This window comes from Hoeflea sp. EC-HK425 (assembly GCF_902498795.1).
GTDB classification, from domain to species: Bacteria; Pseudomonadota; Alphaproteobacteria; order Rhizobiales; family Rhizobiaceae; genus Hoeflea; species Hoeflea alexandrii.
Genome location: NZ_LR701572.1, coordinates 550,893 through 568,470 on the forward strand (window position 1 = coordinate 550,893; position 17,578 = coordinate 568,470).

Sequence of the window (17,578 nt, forward strand, 5' to 3'; positions counted from 1 at the left end):
GCTCAGGCGAAGTCGACGAACTTGCTGAAGGGCATTTCCCGCAACCTTGTTCCGGTCGCGGCGAAGATGGCGCCGGCCAGTGCCGCGGCAGCGGGCGGAACCGGTGGTTCGCCGATGCCGAGCACACGATCGCCGTTTTCCAGCCCGCGCACCTCGATTGCCGGGCACTGATACATGCGCATGCCCTCAAAGCTGTCGAAATTGTTCTGGTCGGCGATGCCGTCGGTGTAGGTGATCTCGCAGTTCATGGCATGGCCGAGTGCGAAGACAACGCCGCCCTTGACCAGATTGTCGAAATTGACCGGATCGACGACGGTGCCGACTTCGGCGGCAACCCAAACCTTGTCGATCCTGATGCCGTATTCGGTGTTGCTGACCTCGATCACCTCGGCGCAGTGAACGCCGAAGGACTGGGTCAGCGCCACGCCGCGGCCGCGGCCATCGCCGAGCACGCCGTCCCATCCCGACATTTCGGCAACCGCCTCGAGCACCTTGCGGGCCTCGGGATTGGTGCACAGCCGCAGCCGCTCCTCCATCGGATCGGCACCGGCGGCATGGATCAGCTCGTCGAGGCCGGCATTGTAGAAGAAGCCGTTCGAGGAGGCGCCAACCGAGCGCCATGAGCTGATCGGTGCAAGTTCGGGTGCGCGGTATCCGGTTACGCGCTGGTTGGGGATGGTGAAGGGCTGGTCCCAGGCCCCGGCGACGATCTGGCTGTCGGGACCGGGCACAGACAGGCCCTGGCGACCCATCTGGGAGACGACGACGGATGGCATGGCGATGCCCAGATCATAGGTTTCGACCTTGCCGTCCCTGACCACGCCGCGCATCCGCGCCATGGCGATCTGGCGGGTGAAGTCGTGGCTCATGTCCTCTTCGCGCGAATAGGTAAGCTTGACCGGCGTGCCCTTCATCTGGACGGCGATCTCCGCGGCCTGCTTGACCACTTCGTCCTCCAGCCGGTGACCGAAACTGCCGCCCATGTAGAGCGCATGAACGGTGACCTTCTCCGGATCGATGCCGGCGATCTTGCCGACATTGTTCTGGATGAAGCGCGGGATCTGCGTGCCGGTCCAGACCTCGGCGCCGTCTTCATCGATCCGGACGATGGCGCTGATCGGTTCGAGCGGCGCATGGGCCAGGTAGGGCGCGCGGTATTCGGCGCTGATGATCTCTCCGGTTTCGGCGATCGAGCTCTCGACATCGCCGTCATCGCGCTTGCGGCTGTCGAGCGCATCCTCGGTGAAGCTGTCGGCGAGCGCCTGCCAGTGTTCATCCATTGTCGCCGGGAACGGGGCGGGCCCCCATTCGGCCTCGACCGCCTCGGCGGCCTGGAAAGCGCGCCAGGTGTTGTCGGCGATTGCCGCCACGCCGCCGGTGACCGCGACGACATTGCTGACGCCGCGCATCTTCAGCGCCTCACCGGCGTCAAAACCAATCAAGGGACCGATCTGCGCCGGGTTGAGCTTGATCGCGGCGTGGACCATGCCGTCGACCTTGTGGTCGATGCCATAGCTTTGCGTACCGGTCGACTTGGCGACGATGTCGACGCGCTGCATCGGCTTGCCGATCAGGCGCCACTCGGATGGTGCCCGCAATTGGATGTCCTGCGGCGGGTCGATGGTGGCGGCGATCGGTGCCAGTTCGGCGTAGGTAAGGGACGACCCATCGGGAAGCAGCACGCGTCCGGCCTCGGTCCTCAGCTCGCTGGCAGCTGCTCCGGTCTTCTGCGCGGCGGCCAGCTTGAGGGTTTCGCGGGCCACGGCACCGGCCTGGCGCAGCTTGACGAAACCGTCGGGAACGGTGGTGGAGCCGCCGGTGATCTGCATGCCGATGGTCTTCATCACCGCAGACAGGGCCCCGTAGGCGATGCTTTCGCCCACACCGCCGCCGGGCGCCATGAAAGTGGCGGCTTCGTCGGCAAGCGCGGTGTTCCAGTAGGCGGCCGAAGGCGGGCCGGGATCGATCCTGACCTGGTCGAGCTCGACGTCGAGTTCCTCGGCGATCAGGGCGGCCTGGACCGAGTAGGCGCCCTGGCCCTTGTCGGCGCGCGGGGTGATCAGGGTCACGCCATCCGCGTCAATGCGGACGTAAGGGGTGAGGGCTGCCTCGCCGTCACCAAGATTGTCCAGCAGCGGATTGGCGTGCGGCTTGTTGACCATGTAGGCGCCGAAGGCGACGCCGCCGGCGACTGCAACGGAACCGATCAGGAAGGCGCGGCGGGTGAATGTCTTCAAACGGCCCATATCAAGCGCTCCTGACGGTTCTGGCGGCGGTTTTCACCGCTTCGCGAATGCGTGGATAGGTGCCGCAGCGGCACAGATTGCCGCTCATTGCATCGTCGATGTCTTCGTCGCTCGGGTTGGGATTTTCCGCCAGCAATGCCGCAGCGGACATGATCTGGCCAGATTGGCAATAACCGCACTGGGCGACCTGATGTTCGATCCAGGCCGCCTGAACGGCATGCAACGCGTCAGGTGTGCCGAGGCCGTTTATGGTGGTGACCTCGCCCTCGAGATCGCCAACCGGCTGCTGGCAGGAGCGGATGGCATAGCCATCCACATGGACGGTGCAGGCGCCGCATTGGGCGATGCCGCAACCGTATTTCACGCCGGTGATGCCGAGTTCGTCACGCAGCACCCACAACAGCGGCATGTCGGGTTCGACATCGACCTCATGGATTTTTCCGTCTACGGTGAGTTTCATCGGCGCGCCTCCAAGCAGCAGCAGGGTTTGGTCAATGCGGTATATGGGGAGCGGAACCGGCAGCAGGGCGTGGCCATTGGTCGCTTTCCCGACATCGTCGAAGAAAGTATTTTACAAAATTACAATAGTTGTCAAGATGTATTGATATGACAGACCGTGACCACAAAATTCTTGATGCCGCCATCGCGGTGTTTGCGCGCTACGGCGTGCGCAAGGCTACAATGGGCGACATTGCCGAACAGGCAGGCATGTCGCGGCCAACGCTCTACGCCCGTTACGCCAACAAGGACGAGATCATGGCGGCAGCCATGCAGCTTATCTCCGAACGCGTGATCAACGAGGTGGTCGAGGCGTGGCAATCCGCCGAAACGATCAGCGAACGGATCGACATCTTTCTCGATTGCGCGATCGTGCGGTTTTTCGACCAGATCAAGCAGATGCCGGATTCAGGCGACCTGATGATCGGAAGCGGGGATGGTGCGGCGACCCATCTCGGTGCCGAGCAAGGCAAGATCGAGCTTCTGGCGGGCCTCTTCGACACCCGCAGGGATGCACTTGCCGCTCACGGCATGACAGCCGCGGAACTGGCGGATTTCTTCTACGCGAGCGCCTCGAGCTTCAAGTTCACCGCCCGCGACGGCAAGCATCTCGAAAGCCTGCTCGCCACATTGAAGAGCAGCGTGATGATCATGCTCGGCGAGGGCTGAGCCTGTCTCGCGGCATAGGGCGCGGGCGGTTTGCAACGGCGCATGATGGTGGCGGTCTTGCGCCTCCGGCCGTTGATCCACGTCAATGCGGCGGGATGCATGTGTGCGCAGATTGAGGACAGCCGATGTTGCTCAATGTCCGAAGGAAACACTTATGGCCCTTTCAATCAGATCCGCCTTGTTCGCCCTCTCGCTGGCAGGGTTTGCCGGATGGTCGAATGGACCGGCGCTAGCCGGTGACTGCACCGGTTATGTCGTCGGGGTGAAGCCGATCAGCCAGTACAACCATGCGCGCGGCAACGGCTTTCTGGCGGTGCGCACGGGGCCGGGATCGAGCTTTCAGCAGATTGGCGAGGTCTACCGCGGCGACGAGGTTTCGGTCTACGACCGGCGCGGAAATTGGTACGCGATCACCTGCATGTCGGGTCGCTGCATGCAGCCGATGTGGGGCACGCCGATGCCATCGGGCTGGGTGTCGGGAAAGTATGTCGATGCGCGCGGGGTTTGTCCCTGACAGGCCGCCTGAAGGCCGGTCGACCGCGGCCGGATATTCGGGTCTGCTGATAATCGCAAATTGCGAAACCGCTTCTTTCATGCGAAGACCACGGTTCGGAAGCTATTCTGAATTCAAACGCTTGTTGGGAGAAAGCAATTGAAAAACACGACAATGGTTTTGGCGCTGGGGATTTGCGCCGGCATGTTCGCATCGAGCGCGTTCGCAGAAACACGCATCACCTACAAGTCCGCGAAAACCGGTTCGTCCTATTACCAGATGGGCGTGCAACTGGCTGAAGCGATGAAGGCTGGCACCGATGGCGAAATCATCGTCACGGTAGAGGAAAGCCAGGGCTCGGTGCAGAACGTGATGGAAGCCAAGGCGCGTGGCGGCGACTATGTCTTTACCACCCCGCCGGCGCTGATCGGGCTTGCCCAGGGTGGCAAGGCGATGTTCGAGGGCAAGGGCGATCCGAAATTCGACGAGATCCGGGCCTTGTTCCCGATCCCGTCGCTGACCATGCATTTTGTCATGTCGGCTGACAGCGGTGTGACCGATTTCGCCGGTATGGAAGGCAAGACCATCCTGCTCGGCAAGGGGTCCTTCGGCGCGACCGAGGGCGAGAAATATCTCAAGCTGTTCGGCCTTGAAGGCAAGGTCAACCTGGCCGAGGTCGAGCTGTCGAACGCTGTTCCGGCGCTGCAGAACGGTCAGATCGACGGCTTCGTGACCGCCGGCTCATGGCCCGCGCCGAACGTGATCGAGGCCGCCGCCTCAACCGATGTCGTCGTGTTGTCGCTCAGCGATGAACAGATCGCGGAAACCAAGCGGTCGAAGCTGGTCATCCCGGCCGGAACCTATGCCGGCCAGAGCGCCGACATCGCCACCACCTCTCTGCCGGTTGCGGCTTTCACCACCACCGCGATGAGCGATGATGCCGCCTATCAGCTGACCAAGACCTTCTGGGAAAGCAAGGCTGCCATGGCCGAGGACGCGCCTTGGTGGAAGGGCGTCGACGCGGCGCTGATGTCCAACATCAACACCAAGCTGCATCCGGGTGCGGTCCGTTACTACACGGAAGCCGGGATCGAGCTGACGGCAGACCAGCAGTAAGAAGCTGCAGTTGCTGCCCGGCTGCCGAAGCCGGGAAGCACGTCTCACCTCAATCCGCCCCCAATATCCTGAAAACCGGGAGCCTGTCGGATGCGAATGGCCATGATTGCCAGCGCCGTGTGCCTGGTGGTGTTTCATCTCGGGCTGATCTTCTGGGGGCTGGTGCCGAACCTGGTCAGCCGGCCGCTGCACCTGGCGCTGGCGCTGCCTTGGATCTTCCTGTTCGTGGAAGGCAGCCGGGCTTACCGGGCAAGCGGTGCCGCCTTTTGCGGGCTGGGGATGGCGGCAAGTCTCTGGGTGGCATGGAATCACTCGGAACTGGGCGACCAATACGGGTTTCTCGAAGGTGATGTGCAGACTGGTATCGCCATCGTGCTGCTCCTGGTGGTGCTGGAGGCAGCGCGCCGGGCGATCAGCTGGCCGCTGCCGACGGTGGCGTTGCTGGCGCTCATCTACGGCCTTTTCGGACAGCATATACCGGGAGAATTCGGCCATTCCGGCACGCCGCTTGCGAGTTTTCTCGGCACGCTGACCATTGCCGAGGGCGGCATCTGGGGCAGCCTCGCCGGGGTGTCGGTCAGTGTCGTGGCGATCTTCGTGATCTTCGGGGCGGTGCTCAATGCCGGTGAGGCGGGCCAGGGCTTCATGAACATCGCCTCGGCCGCGGCCGGCCGGCTCAAGGGCGGGGCGGCCAAGGTGTCGGTGATTTCGTCTGCGCTGTTCGGCTCGATCTCCGGTTCGGCGTCGGCCAATGTTGCCTCGACCGGTGCGATCACGCTGCCGGCAATGACCAGGCTCGGTTACCCGAAACGGCTTGCGGCAGCGGTGGAGGCAGTGGCGTCGTCGGGCGGGCAAATCATGCCGCCGCTGATGGGGGCGGGCGCCTTCGTCATGGTCGAACTCACCGGCGTTCCCTACACGGCGATCATGGCGGCGGCGCTGCTGCCGGCGTTTCTGTATTTCTTCGCCGTCTGGATCGGCATCAACGGCTATGCCAGCCGCTATGAGCTGGCAGGGCTGGCCAGGGAAGACCGCCCGGATCTGCGCGCGGTGATCATCACCTCGGCGTTTTTTGCTATTCCTTTCGCGGTGCTGATGTGGGGCATGTTCGCAGCCCGGTACACGCCTCAATATGCCGCCTGCCTGGCCATCCTCGTCGGCTTCGCAATGCTGTTCTTCCATGCTGACGGCGTGCTGGATATCCGCAGAATCCTCTTCCGGATGGAAAACGCGGTGATCACGGCGGCCCGACAGGTGTCGATGATTGCGGCGATCATCCTGTGCGCCTCGATCATCATCGGCGTGCTGTCGATCACCGGCCTGGGGGTGAAGATCACCTCGCTGATCCTGTCGGCCTCGGGCGGCATGCTGTGGCCGTCGCTGCTCTTGACGGCGCTTGCCTGCCTGGTGCTCGGAATGGAGGTGCCGACGACGGCGGCCTACGTGATCTGTGTGTCGGTAGCCGGTCCGGCGCTGACCAAGCTGGGGCTTGAACCCTTGCAAGCGCATCTGTTCGTGTTCTGGTTCGCGCTGCTGTCGACGATAACGCCGCCGGTCTGCGGCGCAGTCTTCATTGCCGCCGGCATGATCGGCGAGAACTGGCTGAAGGTCGCGGTCACCGCCATGAGTCTCGGCCTCGGTCTCTACATCATTCCGCTGACGATGGTTGCCAACCCGGCGATCATGGGTCTTGCGACCGAGCCGCTTGCGGCCATCCTGGCACTGGTGCAGATCGGACTGGGGCTGGCGCTGATCTCCTACGCGTTGATCGGCGTGTTCACGCCGTTGCGCCGTGCGGCGCTTGGTTTGGCGGGATTTGCGGTGTTGTTTGGTCCGGTGATGCTCGGCTGAAACTCGCCTGCCTGCTTTCGGGCCTTCGCAAACAAAGTGGATATGATCGAGGCGCTCCCGGCTGCTTCGCCTGTCTCGACGGTTTCGATGTGTTGAAAGCACCTGCAGTGGAGTATTTCGAGCCTGGAAAGGCGGCTTCCCGGCTCGTTTTGCATTCACACTCTGTCCATCATTCCTAACCCTTCGTTAATCTTGACAGGATATTAATGGCGCAAACTCGTGCGCCTGATGGGGGTGGTTCCCATTGACGCCCATAGTGGCCCATGGTATCCCAAATGCCCAAGATCAGCAGGCGGGCATCCGCCGTTTCATCCCAATCCGGACTGCGGTTCCAGGCGGAATCCGTGAAGGCGGTGTTCGCCGCCCTGGAAGTCCTGTGCGCGGATGAGCGGTGCCCAACCGGGGGATCGATGGAGTGGGGCCAACAGGCGGAAGCGGCGGTACAGAGTCATGAACCGGTTCCTGTCGAATGCGACAAACAGGATCGACGCGAAGGGGCGGGTTTCCGTGCCATCGATGTTCCGTGCTGTGCTGGCGCGCTCGGCGGTGGAAGAGCTCTACGCCTGGCAGGATTTCGTGTTTCCGGCGGTCTCGATGGCCGGGCCGGAAGTGCTCGAACGCTTCGAGCGGATGATCGGATCGGCGGACCCGTTCTCTGCGGAAGCCAACAAGATGTCGCTGCTTATTCACGGCGGCGGGGTGTTCATGAAGCTCGATGGCGAGGGTCGGCTTCTGGTGACGGATTTCATCCGCGATTTCACGGGCATCACCGACAGGGTGACGTTCGCGGGGCGGGGGGATCATTTTCAGCTCTGGGAGCCGGCGGCATTCGAGGAAATGCAGTCGCGGGCCCGGAAAGAACGGACGGCCATTTCCTGACCGTCCGCAACGGATGGAGAAACGGAATGGTGGCGGACATGGGCGACGGTGAAACTGACGTCCAAGGCGGACCTGTTCGCCACATTCCGGTTCTTCTCCAGGAAGTCCTGACAGCCCTGGAACCGGCCTCCGGCGAAACCATTGTCGATGGCACCTTCGGGGCCGGCGGCTATACCGCCGCCATCCTCGAGGCCGGGGCGGATGTCGTTGCCTTTGACCGTGATCCGGATGCGATTGCCGCGGGTGCTGCGATGGTCGAGGCTTCGGGCGGCAAGCTCAAGCTCATCCATGCACGATTTTCCGAACTGCTCGATCATGTCGCGGAGGCAAGCCTTGACGGCGTGGTGCTCGATATTGGCGTGTCCTCGATGCAGATCGACGAGGCCGAGCGCGGGTTCTCCTTCATGCGCGACGGGCCGCTCGACATGCGGATGGGGCAATCGGGCGTCAGCGCCGCCGACGTGGTCAACCGGGCCAAGCCCTCCGACATGACCCGTATCTTCGGCATTCTGGGCGAAGAACGGCATGCGGGACGGATCTCGCGGGCGATCGAGGCGGAGCGGCAGAGGGCGCCCTTCGAGACGACGCGGCAGCTGGCCGGACTGATCGAGAAGGTTTCGCCACGGCGACCGCAGGACAAGATCCATCCGGCCACACGCGTGTTTCAGGCGCTTCGGACCTATGTCAACGACGAGCTTGGTGAACTGGCGCGGACGCTGTTTGCCGCCGAGCGGGCACTCAAGCCGGGCGGGCGGCTGGTGGTGGTGAGCTTCCATTCGCTCGAGGACCGGATCGTCAAGCGGTTCTTCCAGGACCGGGCCGGCAAGGCGTCGGGCTCGCGCCATTTGCCGATGGTGGCAGAGCGGCAATCCACATTCACACTGATCGGCAAGCAGCCGGTGACAGCCGGGGAGGCGGAGTGCGACGCCAATCCACGCTCACGGTCGGCCAAGCTCAGGGCAGGTTCGCGCACCGGCGCACCTGCGGGCAAAGCCGACGCCGATATTCTTCCCGTCCCCAACCTGGCCGCGCTCGCGGCGCTCGGAGGCTGAACCATGCTGAGAACGCTCGACGTGGTGCTTGTCGTGGCGATGGTCGCCGCCGCCACAATCACCTACCAGATCAAGCATGCAGCGGAAGAGAAGCTGGCCGAAGTGCGAGAGCTGCAGGCCGAGATAAAGCTGCAGGAAGAAACCATTGATCTGCTTGAAGCCGACTGGAGCCTGCTCAATCAGCCGTCGCGGCTTCAGAAGCTTTCCACGGCATTCGAGGCAGAGCTCGGTCTCAAGCCGATCGCGCCCGAGCAGATGGCGGAGCGTGATGAATTGCCCGGGCGGGCAAGCGATTTCGAACCGCAGATCGCCGAAGGTGTCGCAGATGCGGAATTGACAACGGGGTCGGTGCAGCCATGAGAAAACTGGGGACACTCCTTTCGGGAAAAAGGGCAGCCAGCAAGCCGGCGGGCCGAAGCCAGACGCCGCTGGAATTTGACGGTGTGCGCAAGGCACAAGGCGCCCAGGCGAAGAACCGCATTATCATCGCCATCGCCTGTTTCGGCCTGTTCTACACGGCTATCGGGGCGCGGCTTGTACAATACGGGATGCGGTCCCCGGAAACCGTCTCCTCGATATCGCGCGCAGACCAGCTGCTGATTTCGCGGCCGGACCTGCTCGACCGCAATGGCGAGGTGTTGGCCACCGACATTCGCACCGTGTCGCTGTTTGCCGAGCCCAACAAGATCGTCGACCCGGACGAGGCCATCGAGCTATTGGCCACGGTGCTGCCGGATCTCGACATGCGCGGCATCCACCGCAAACTCTCATCGAATTCCCGGTTCCAGTGGTTGCGTCGTCAGCTGACGCCGAAGCAGCAGAGCCAGATCCTGGCGCTTGGTATTCCCGGCATCGGATTCCGACCTGAAACACGGCGTTTCTATCCGGGAGGCCCGACCGCCTCGCATGTCGTCGGTCACGTCAATATCGACAACAAGGGCATCGCCGGCATGGAAAAATATGTCGACGGACAAGGGCTTGGTGACCTGGCGGCGGCGGGGCTGACGGTCAACGAGGATCTCAAGCCGGTGCGCCTGTCACTCGATCTCAGAGTCCAGCACGTGCTGCGCGACGAGCTTGCCGCGGCAATGGACCGTTACAAGGCGATTGCGGCGGCAGGGGTGGTGCTCAACGTGAACACCGGCGAAGTCATCGGCATGTCGTCGCTGCCCGATTATGATCCGAACAACCCGGTCGAAGCGCTGCAGAAGGACCGGCTCAACCGGATGTCGGCGGGCACCTACGAGATGGGCTCGACGTTCAAGGCCTTCACGACGGCCATGGCGCTCGATTCAGGCCTGGTGAAGATGTCGGATTCCTTCGATGCCCGCGGCGCGATCCGCATCGGCGGCTTCACCATCAAGGATTTCCACGGCAAGAACCGCATCCTCAGCGTGCCGGAGATCTTCATCTATTCGTCCAATATCGGCACTGCCCGGATGGCGGATCTCGTCGGTATCGACGGCCACAAGGAGTTTCTCACCCGGCTGGGGCTTTTGACCCGGATGCAGACCGAGTTGCCGGAAGTGGCAATGCCGAACCAGCCGGCGGAGTGGAAGAAGATCAACTCGATCACGATTTCCTTCGGCCACGGGGTTTCGACCACGCCACTGCAGACAGCGGTTGCCGCGGCAGCACTGATGAACGGCGGCAAGCTGATCGAACCGACCTTCCTGCCGCGTACCGCCGAGCAAGCCGCAACAGTCGCGGTCCCGGTGATCGAGCCCTCGACCAGTCAGAACATGCGCTACCTGATGAAACTCAACGCAACCAAGGGAACGGGCGGGTCCGGCTCGCGTGCAGCTGTTGACGGCTTCCGCGTCGGCGGCAAGACCGGAACGGCCGAAAAGGTGGTTGATGGCCGTTATTCGTCGGCTGTTCGCTTCAATGCCTTCCTTTCTGCCTTCCCGATCGATAATCCGGAGTATGTTGTACTGGTGGTGATCGATGAGCCGAAACCGGAAGAGGGGATGCGTTCGGCCACTGCCGGTCTGAATGCGGCTCCAACGGTTGGCGCAATCATTCGTCGCTCGGCTGCATTTCTGGGTGTCAGGCCGCGTTTTGGAAATGATATGCAGGCTTTGTCCCTGTCATACTGAAAACACAAGTGGCGGGCAGGGCGTTTGCTTGTCCTATATTCCGGGTTCCGCCGCAGCAATGAAAGACCATAGCACTTTATGAAACTGTCCGCCCTGATCTCCGCCCTGCCACCCGGATCTGTCGTCGCTTCGCAGACCGCCGATACCGAGCTTCCGGTTACCGGGCTGACAGCCGACAGCCGCATGGTCGAACCGGGAAACCTGTTCTTTGCGCTGGCGGGCGTGAAGACCGACGGTGCGCGGTTTGCCGTGCAGGCTGTCTCCCGAGGCGCCGTGGCTGTTGTCGCGGGCCTGAGCTCGGAGCTCCCGGATATCGGCGTGCCGGTGCTGAGGGCCGAGGATCCGAGACAGGCGCTGGCGCGGATGGCGGCCGCCTTCTTCGGTCCGCAGCCGCGTGTCATGGCGGCGGTGACCGGCACGGCTGGAAAAACGTCGGTCGCCTCCTTCCTCCGGCAGATCTGGGCCCATGCCGGCGAGCAGGCTGCCATGCTCGGCACCACCGGCGTGACAGCGCCCGATCGTACCGAATACGGCACGCTGACGACCCCGGACCCGGTGGCGCTGCACCGTTTGCTGGCCGAGTTGGCCAGCGAAGGTGTGACCCATGCGGCGATGGAGGCCTCGAGCCACGGGCTCGATCAACGCCGGCTCGACGGTGTGGCACTGAGCGTTGCCGGCTTCACCAATCTGGGCCGTGATCACATGGACTATCACCCGACCATGGACGACTACATGGCGGCAAAAATGCGCCTGTTCGACACGCTGCTTCCCAAAGGTGCGCCGGCGGTGATCTTCGCTGACGACCGCTGGTCTCCGAAGGCTGTCGAGGTTGCCGAAAGGGCAGGTGCCCGCGTGCTGACCGTTGGCCGCAAGGGCGGTTTTCTGAGCCTCAAGCGGGTTGAGCACCTGCGCGACAAGCAGATTGCCGAAGTTCACATGGACGGGCGGATCTTCGAGGTCCACCTGCCGCTGGCGGGCGATTTCCAGGTTGCCAATGCGCTGGTTGCGGCCGGCATGGCGATTGCCAGCGGCACGTCAGCAGACCAGGCGATGGCGGCGCTGCACCATCTGAGCGGGGCATCGGGCCGGCTCGAACTGGTGGGCACGACGTCGAAGGGGGCGCCCGCCTATGTCGATTATGCCCACAAGCCCGAAGCGCTGGAAAACGTGCTGGAGGCTGTGCGGCCGTTTACCACCGGCCGGGTGATCGTCGTATTCGGTTGCGGCGGCGACCGCGACCGCGGCAAGCGGCCAATCATGGGCGAAATCGCGACGCGACTCGCCGACGTGGTGATCGTCACCGATGACAATCCGCGCTCTGAAGACCCTGCGGCCATCCGCGCCGAGATCATGGCTGCGGCTCAAGGCGCGACCGAGATCGGCGACCGGGCGGCGGCGATCCGTCAGGCGGTCGGCATGCTCAACGCCGGCGACACGCTGATTGTCGCGGGTAAGGGGCACGAAGAAGGACAGACCATCGGCGAGAAAGTGCTGCCCTTTTCAGACCATATCGAAATCCGCAAGGCACTGGAGGAACTCAAGGCATGACCCTGCTGTGGACCGCGCAAGAGATGATCGAAGCCATGGACGGGCGTCCGGTCGGCGCTGTGCCGGATGGCGTGACGGGCATTTCCATCGACAGCCGGACCGTGGGTGAGGGCGACGCCTTTTTCGCCATCAAGGGCGACCGTTTTGACGGTCATGATTTCGCCAGTGTGGCGGTGGCCAACGGGGCCAGCCTGCTCGTCGTGTCGGAATCCAAACTGCCGGCGCTCGGCCGGCTGACCGCACCGATGATCGTGGTCAAGGATGTTCTGGCCGCGCTCGAAGACCTCGGACGCGCCGCCCGGGAGCGGTCGGAAGCCAGGATCATCGCGGTGACCGGATCGGTGGGCAAGACTTCCAGCAAGGAGATGCTGCGCCATGCGCTCGAGCCCAGCGGCGCGGTTCACGCGTCTGCGGCGTCGTTCAACAACCACTGGGGCGTTCCCCTGACACTGGCGCGGATGCCTGCGGACACGGCCTATGGCGTGTTCGAGATCGGCATGAACCATCCCGACGAGATCCGTCCGCTGGTCAAGATGGTCAGACCGCATATTGCCATCATCACCACCATTGCCGCGGCGCACCTGGGCAATTTCAAGAACCTGACGGAAATCGCGGCGGCAAAGTCCGAGATCATGGAAGGCGTGGTGGAAGACGGTCATGTGCTTCTCAATCGCGACAACGAGAAGTATGGCTGGCTGAAAAAGCGCGCCGGAGAACTGGGTGTCGGGAACGTTCTGAGTTTCGGGGAAAACGCCAAGGCAGACTACCGGCTGCTCAAATGCAAGCTGTTGCCTGACTGTTCGACAATCACCGCACGGATCGGACCGGATGAAGTTGCGGTCAAGATCGGCGCGCCCGGACGGCATCAGGTGCAGAACGCGCTGGCGGTGCTTGGAGCGGTGCAGCTTGCGGGCGCAAACCTGGCCAAGGCGATCCATGCGCTTGCCGGGCTTTCGGCCGAAAAGGGCCGGGGCGCGCGCCACACCCTGAAGATTGACGGCGGCAGCTTCGTGCTGATCGATGAAAGCTACAATGCCAACCCGGCTTCGATGCGGGCGGCGCTGGAACTGATGCGCGATTCTCCGGTGCGGCTCAGGGGCCGCCGCATCGCGGTGCTCGGCGACATGCTTGAGATGGGGCGGTTCTCCGAGCAAGTCCACCGTGAGCTGGCCGCGCCGCTGGCCGAAGCCGGCGCGGACCTGGTCTGCCTGGCCGGTCCGGAAATGCGTGCCCTGCGCGACGAACTGGGCACCAATATCGAGACCGTCTACAGGGAAGAAGCCACGGAACTGGCCGACTATCTCAAGTCGGTCTTGCGGGATGGCGATGTGGTTATGGTGAAGTCTTCGCTCGGCATCGGCTTCGGCCGTATTGTTAAGGCATTGCTTGACAACTATCCGGTGCTGTCTGACAGCAGCACTCAAGATTAAACGGCGCGGGGACCGAACTCATGCTCATCTGGTTGGTGGATCTGGCGGACGAGGTCCAGTTTTTCAATCTTTTCAGGTATATCACCTTCCGGACCGGCGGGGCGATGTTCACCTCCGCGCTGATCGTGTTCCTGTTCGGACCTCGAATCATAGCTTCGTTGAAAGTGCGTCAGGGCAGGGGGCAGCCGATCCGGGCGGATGGTCCGCAAACCCATTTCCTGAAAGCCGGGACGCCGACCATGGGCGGGTTGATGATCCTGGCCGGCATCGTCGGCTCCTCGCTTCTGTGGGCGGATCTTTCGAGCGTCTATGTGGTCACCACGCTGCTGGTGACACTCGGCTTTGGCGCGATCGGTTTTTACGACGACTATCTCAAGGTCACCAAGCAGAGCGACAAGGGGTTTTCCGGAAAGGCGCGGCTGGGGATCGAGTTCATCATCGCAGGAGCGGCGGTGTTCTTCATCATGCAGGCCTCGATGGCGGCACCGACTGTCAACGGCTCGACCTTCGGATCCTCGATCGCGTTCCCGTTCTTCAAGGATCTGCTGTTGGACCTGGGCCTGTTTTTCATCGTCTTTGGCGCGTTCGTGATCGTTGCGGCCGGCAATGCGGTGAACCTGACTGACGGTCTGGACGGGCTGGCAATCGTGCCGGTGATGATCGCCGCCGCCTCCTTCGGCGCCATCGCCTACCTGGCGGGCAATGCGGTGTTTGCCAACTACCTGCAGATCCATTTCGTCCCCGGCACCGGCGAGCTTGCCGTCATCCTTGGCGCGGTGATCGGCGCGGGCCTCGGGTTTCTCTGGTTCAATGCGCCGCCGGCGGCGATCTTCATGGGCGACACAGGCTCGCTGGCGCTCGGCGGCCTGATCGGGACCGTCGCGGTCGCCACCAAGCACGAAATCGTCATGGCGATTATCGGTGGATTGTTCGTCATCGAAGCGCTGTCGGTGATCATTCAGGTGGGCTGGTTCAAGCTCACCGGCAAGCGGGTGTTCCTGATGGCGCCGATCCACCACCATTTCGAAAAGCTTGGATGGACCGAAAGCCAGGTGGTGGTGCGGTTCTGGATCATCTCGGTCGGGCTGGCGATGATCGGTCTCGCGACGCTGAAGCTGAGGTGATCGATGATCCCGGCGTCGACATTTGACGGCAAACGCGTGGCGCTCTTCGGGCTGGGGGGCTCCGGGCTCGCCACTGCCAGGTCTCTGGCCGCCGGAGGAGCAGATGTTTCGGCATGGGACGACAATCCGGCCCAGGTTGACGCGGCGAGGGCCGCCGGAATTCCGGTCGTCGATCTGCGCGAGCTTGAGTGGGCGTCGGTTGACACGCTGGTGCTGGCGCCCGGCGTGCCGCTCACCCATCCGAAGCCCCACTGGACGGCGGAACTGGCGGGCAGCCATGGCGTCGAGATCATCGGCGATGTCGAGATCTTCGTGCGCGAACGGCGGGCGCACGCGCCGGGAAGTCCATTCATCGCGATTACCGGAACAAACGGAAAATCCACCACCACGGCGCTGATCGCGCACCTGATCGCCCATAGCGGCCGCGATGCACAGCTGGGCGGCAATATCGGTACGGCGGTAATGACGCTGGCCCCGCCTTCGCCGGAGCGCATCCATGTCATCGAATGCTCCTCCTACCAGATCGATCTGGCGCCATCGCTTGACCCGAGTGCCGGGCTTCTGCTCAACCTGACGCCGGATCATCTCGACCGGCATGGCACGATGCAGCACTATGCCGACGTCAAGGCGCGGCTGGTGGCGCACAGCGATGTGGCAATCATCGGCGTTGACGACGACTGGTGCCGGGCGATTGCAGACAGGCTTGAAGGCCAGCAGCGCCGTGTCGAGCGGGTTTCCAAGGATCATCCCCTCGATGACGGGTTGTTTGCACAAGGCTCACTGATCCAGCTGGCCAGGGGTGGCAAGGTTCATGATCTTGCCGACCTGAGCGGCATCGCCACGCTGCGCGGTGCACACAATGCCCAAAACGCCGCGGCAGCGATCGCCGCCTGTCTTGCCGTTGGACTGAGTGAAAACGAGATCCGCGCCGGGCTTGCCGTCTTTCCCGGGCTCAAGCATCGGATGCAGCCGGTTGCCCGGCGCGGCAAGGTCATCTTCGTCAATGATTCCAAGGCGACCAATGCCGAAGCTGCCGCTCCGGCCCTGCAAAGCTTCGATCCGATCTACTGGATTGCCGGCGGGTTGCCGAAAGAGGGCGGCATTGCCGCGCTGGAGCCGTTTTTCCCGCGCATTGCCAAAGCCTATCTGATCGGCGAGGCGGCGGCCGGGTTTGCGGCCACGATCGGTGCGCATGCGCCCTTCGAGATTTCGGATACGCTGGAAAATGCCGTGGCGGCGGCTGCGCGGGACGCGGCTTCCGACACGGCGGAGATGCCCGCAGTACTGCTGTCGCCGGCCTGTGCCAGCTTCGACCAGTACCGCAACTTCGAGGTGCGGGGCGATGCCTTCGTCAGCCTGGTGTCAGCGCTGAGTGATACGAAAATGCTCATCGATGTTGAAAACAATGGAGAACGCCATGGTTAGCCGCGTCGAACGTGGACCGGTCGCGGACTGGTTCTGGACCATCGACCGCCTGTTCCTGGCGGCCTTTGTCGGGCTGATGGGCATCGGCCTGATGCTGTCGTTTGCCGCCAGCCCGGCGGTGGCCGAGCGGCTCGGGCTCGACAGTTTCCATTTCGTCGAACGTCACGGCTTCTTCCTGCTGCCGGCGCTGGCGGTGATGATCGGCGTGTCGTTCATGAGCCCGCGGCAGGTGCGCCGGGTGGCCTTGCTGCTGCTGGTCGGCTCGATCCTGATGATGATCCTGGCACTGTTCTTCGGTGTCGAGATCAAGGGGTCGCGGCGCTGGGTGTCGATCCTGGGAGTCTCGGTTCAGCCATCGGAATTCATGAAGCCCGCCTTCGTGGTGATCTGTGCCTGGCTGTTCTCGGAGCGGTCCCGGCATCCCGAAATCCCGGGCAACCTGTTTGCCATCATCCTGTTCGGCATCGTTTCCGCACTTCTCGTCGCCCAGCCCGATCTTGGCCAGACCATGCTGACCACCGCTGTCTGGGGCGGCATGTTTTTCATGGCCGGCATGTCCTGGCTTTGGATCGTGCTGCTGGGCGGGCTTGCCATTGCAGGCTTCATCTCCGCCTATTTCATGTTCCCGCACGTGGCGGAACGCATCAACGGCTTTCTCTTCGGCGAAGGCGACAGTTTCCAGGTCGATACGGCGCGCGAAGCCATCATCCGTGGAGACTGGCTGGGCCAGGGGCCGGGCGAAGGCACGATCAAGCGTATCCTGCCCGACAGCCACACCGACTTCGTGTTTTCCGTCGCGGCCGAGGAATTCGGCATTATCTTCTGCATGGTGCTGGTGGCCCTGTTTGCCTTCGTGGTCGTTCGCGGCCTCATTCGCGCCGGACAGGAACAGGATGACTTTACCCGCCTGGCGGTGGCCGGGCTGTCGCTGCTGATCGGGTTCCAGTCGTTCATCAATATCGGCGTCAATTTGGAACTGCTGCCGGCCAAGGGCATGACGCTGCCCCTGATCTCCTATGGCGGCTCCTCGATGATCGCGGTGGCGGTGACCGCAGGCTTCGTGCTGGCGCTGACCCGGCGCAGGCCCGAAAGCCGGGCGCAGCCGCGCGGCATCTACCGGCCGGTGGCGAGCGTGGCGGCGGAATAGC

The 17,578-nt window shown here is 63.2% G+C and carries 15 protein-coding genes; 13 read left to right on the forward strand and 2 right to left on the reverse strand.

The genetic code is table 11. From position 1 onward, the window contains the following. Positions 1-2: 2 nt before the first annotated feature. Both SPHINGO391_RS05520 and SPHINGO391_RS05525 read right to left on the reverse strand, forming a co-directional pair. Entirely contained in the window at positions 3-2,246 is a 2,244-nt protein-coding gene (locus SPHINGO391_RS05520; RefSeq protein WP_152007890.1) for a molybdopterin cofactor-binding domain-containing protein, read from the reverse strand. 1 nt (position 2,247) lies between these two features. Further along, positions 2,248-2,706: a (2Fe-2S)-binding protein gene (locus SPHINGO391_RS05525; protein ID WP_152007891.1), complete on the reverse strand. Its 459-nt coding sequence runs from the start codon at positions 2,704-2,706 to the stop codon at positions 2,248-2,250. 146 nt (positions 2,707-2,852) lie between these two features. On the opposite strand from SPHINGO391_RS05525, the gene SPHINGO391_RS05530 reads away from it, so the two are divergent. The 13 genes from SPHINGO391_RS05530 to ftsW all read left to right on the forward strand — a co-directional run bounded on the left by SPHINGO391_RS05530 (position 2,853) and on the right by ftsW (position 17,577). After that, positions 2,853-3,413: a TetR/AcrR family transcriptional regulator gene (locus tag SPHINGO391_RS05530; RefSeq protein ID WP_152007892.1), complete on the forward strand. Its 561-nt coding sequence runs from the start codon at positions 2,853-2,855 to the stop codon at positions 3,411-3,413. Positions 3,414-3,567: 154 nt separating this feature from the next. Then, on the forward strand, positions 3,568-3,927 hold the full coding sequence (locus SPHINGO391_RS05535) for an SH3 domain-containing protein (RefSeq protein WP_193217201.1): 360 nt from the start codon (positions 3,568-3,570) through the stop codon (positions 3,925-3,927). Between the two features lie 138 nt (positions 3,928-4,065). Beyond that, the gene (locus tag SPHINGO391_RS05540) at positions 4,066-5,022 is read left to right on the forward strand and encodes a TAXI family TRAP transporter solute-binding subunit (protein ID WP_244615121.1); all 957 of its coding nucleotides are present in this window, start codon (positions 4,066-4,068) and stop codon (positions 5,020-5,022) included. A gap of 96 nt (positions 5,023-5,118) precedes the next feature. Then, on the forward strand, positions 5,119-6,873 hold the full coding sequence (locus tag SPHINGO391_RS05545) for a TRAP transporter fused permease subunit (protein ID WP_152011440.1): 1,755 nt from the start codon (positions 5,119-5,121) through the stop codon (positions 6,871-6,873). Positions 6,874-7,323: 450 nt separating this feature from the next. Continuing rightward, positions 7,324-7,752: a division/cell wall cluster transcriptional repressor MraZ gene (mraZ, locus tag SPHINGO391_RS05550; RefSeq protein WP_152007894.1), complete on the forward strand. Its 429-nt coding sequence runs from the start codon at positions 7,324-7,326 to the stop codon at positions 7,750-7,752. Between the two features lie 26 nt (positions 7,753-7,778). Continuing rightward, positions 7,779-8,804: a 16S rRNA (cytosine(1402)-N(4))-methyltransferase RsmH gene (gene rsmH / locus SPHINGO391_RS05555; RefSeq protein WP_152007895.1), complete on the forward strand. Its 1,026-nt coding sequence runs from the start codon at positions 7,779-7,781 to the stop codon at positions 8,802-8,804. A 3-nt stretch (positions 8,805-8,807) separates the two neighbouring features. Continuing rightward, complete coding sequence (locus tag SPHINGO391_RS05560; protein ID WP_152007896.1) at positions 8,808-9,164, forward strand: hypothetical protein; 357 nt, start codon at positions 8,808-8,810, stop codon at positions 9,162-9,164. Further along, a complete protein-coding gene (locus SPHINGO391_RS05565; protein WP_152007897.1) occupies positions 9,161-10,903 on the forward strand; it encodes a penicillin-binding protein 2 in 1,743 nt (580 codons plus the stop codon). The genes SPHINGO391_RS05560 and SPHINGO391_RS05565 overlap by 4 nt, the downstream gene beginning before the upstream one ends. A gap of 78 nt (positions 10,904-10,981) precedes the next feature. After that, positions 10,982-12,451, forward strand: a complete 1,470-nt coding sequence (locus SPHINGO391_RS05570; protein ID WP_152007898.1) for a UDP-N-acetylmuramoyl-L-alanyl-D-glutamate--2,6-diaminopimelate ligase — start codon at positions 10,982-10,984, stop codon at positions 12,449-12,451. Continuing rightward, positions 12,448-13,881 (forward strand): UDP-N-acetylmuramoylalanyl-D-glutamyl-2,6-diaminopimelate--D-alanyl-D-alanine ligase, encoded by a 1,434-nt coding sequence (locus tag SPHINGO391_RS05575; RefSeq protein WP_152007899.1) that lies wholly within the window; start codon positions 12,448-12,450, stop codon positions 13,879-13,881. The genes SPHINGO391_RS05570 and SPHINGO391_RS05575 overlap by 4 nt, the downstream gene beginning before the upstream one ends. A 20-nt stretch (positions 13,882-13,901) precedes the next feature. Then, complete coding sequence (gene mraY / locus SPHINGO391_RS05580) at positions 13,902-15,005, forward strand: phospho-N-acetylmuramoyl-pentapeptide-transferase (RefSeq protein WP_152007900.1); 1,104 nt, start codon at positions 13,902-13,904, stop codon at positions 15,003-15,005. Between the two features lie 3 nt (positions 15,006-15,008). Continuing rightward, positions 15,009-16,430 (forward strand): UDP-N-acetylmuramoyl-L-alanine--D-glutamate ligase, encoded by a 1,422-nt coding sequence (gene murD / locus SPHINGO391_RS05585; protein WP_152007901.1) that lies wholly within the window; start codon positions 15,009-15,011, stop codon positions 16,428-16,430. Further along, the gene (ftsW, locus tag SPHINGO391_RS05590) at positions 16,423-17,577 is read left to right on the forward strand and encodes a putative lipid II flippase FtsW (protein WP_152007902.1); all 1,155 of its coding nucleotides are present in this window, start codon (positions 16,423-16,425) and stop codon (positions 17,575-17,577) included. Before murD ends, ftsW begins: the two co-directional genes overlap by 8 nt. The last annotated feature ends 1 nt before the right edge of the window (position 17,578 follow it).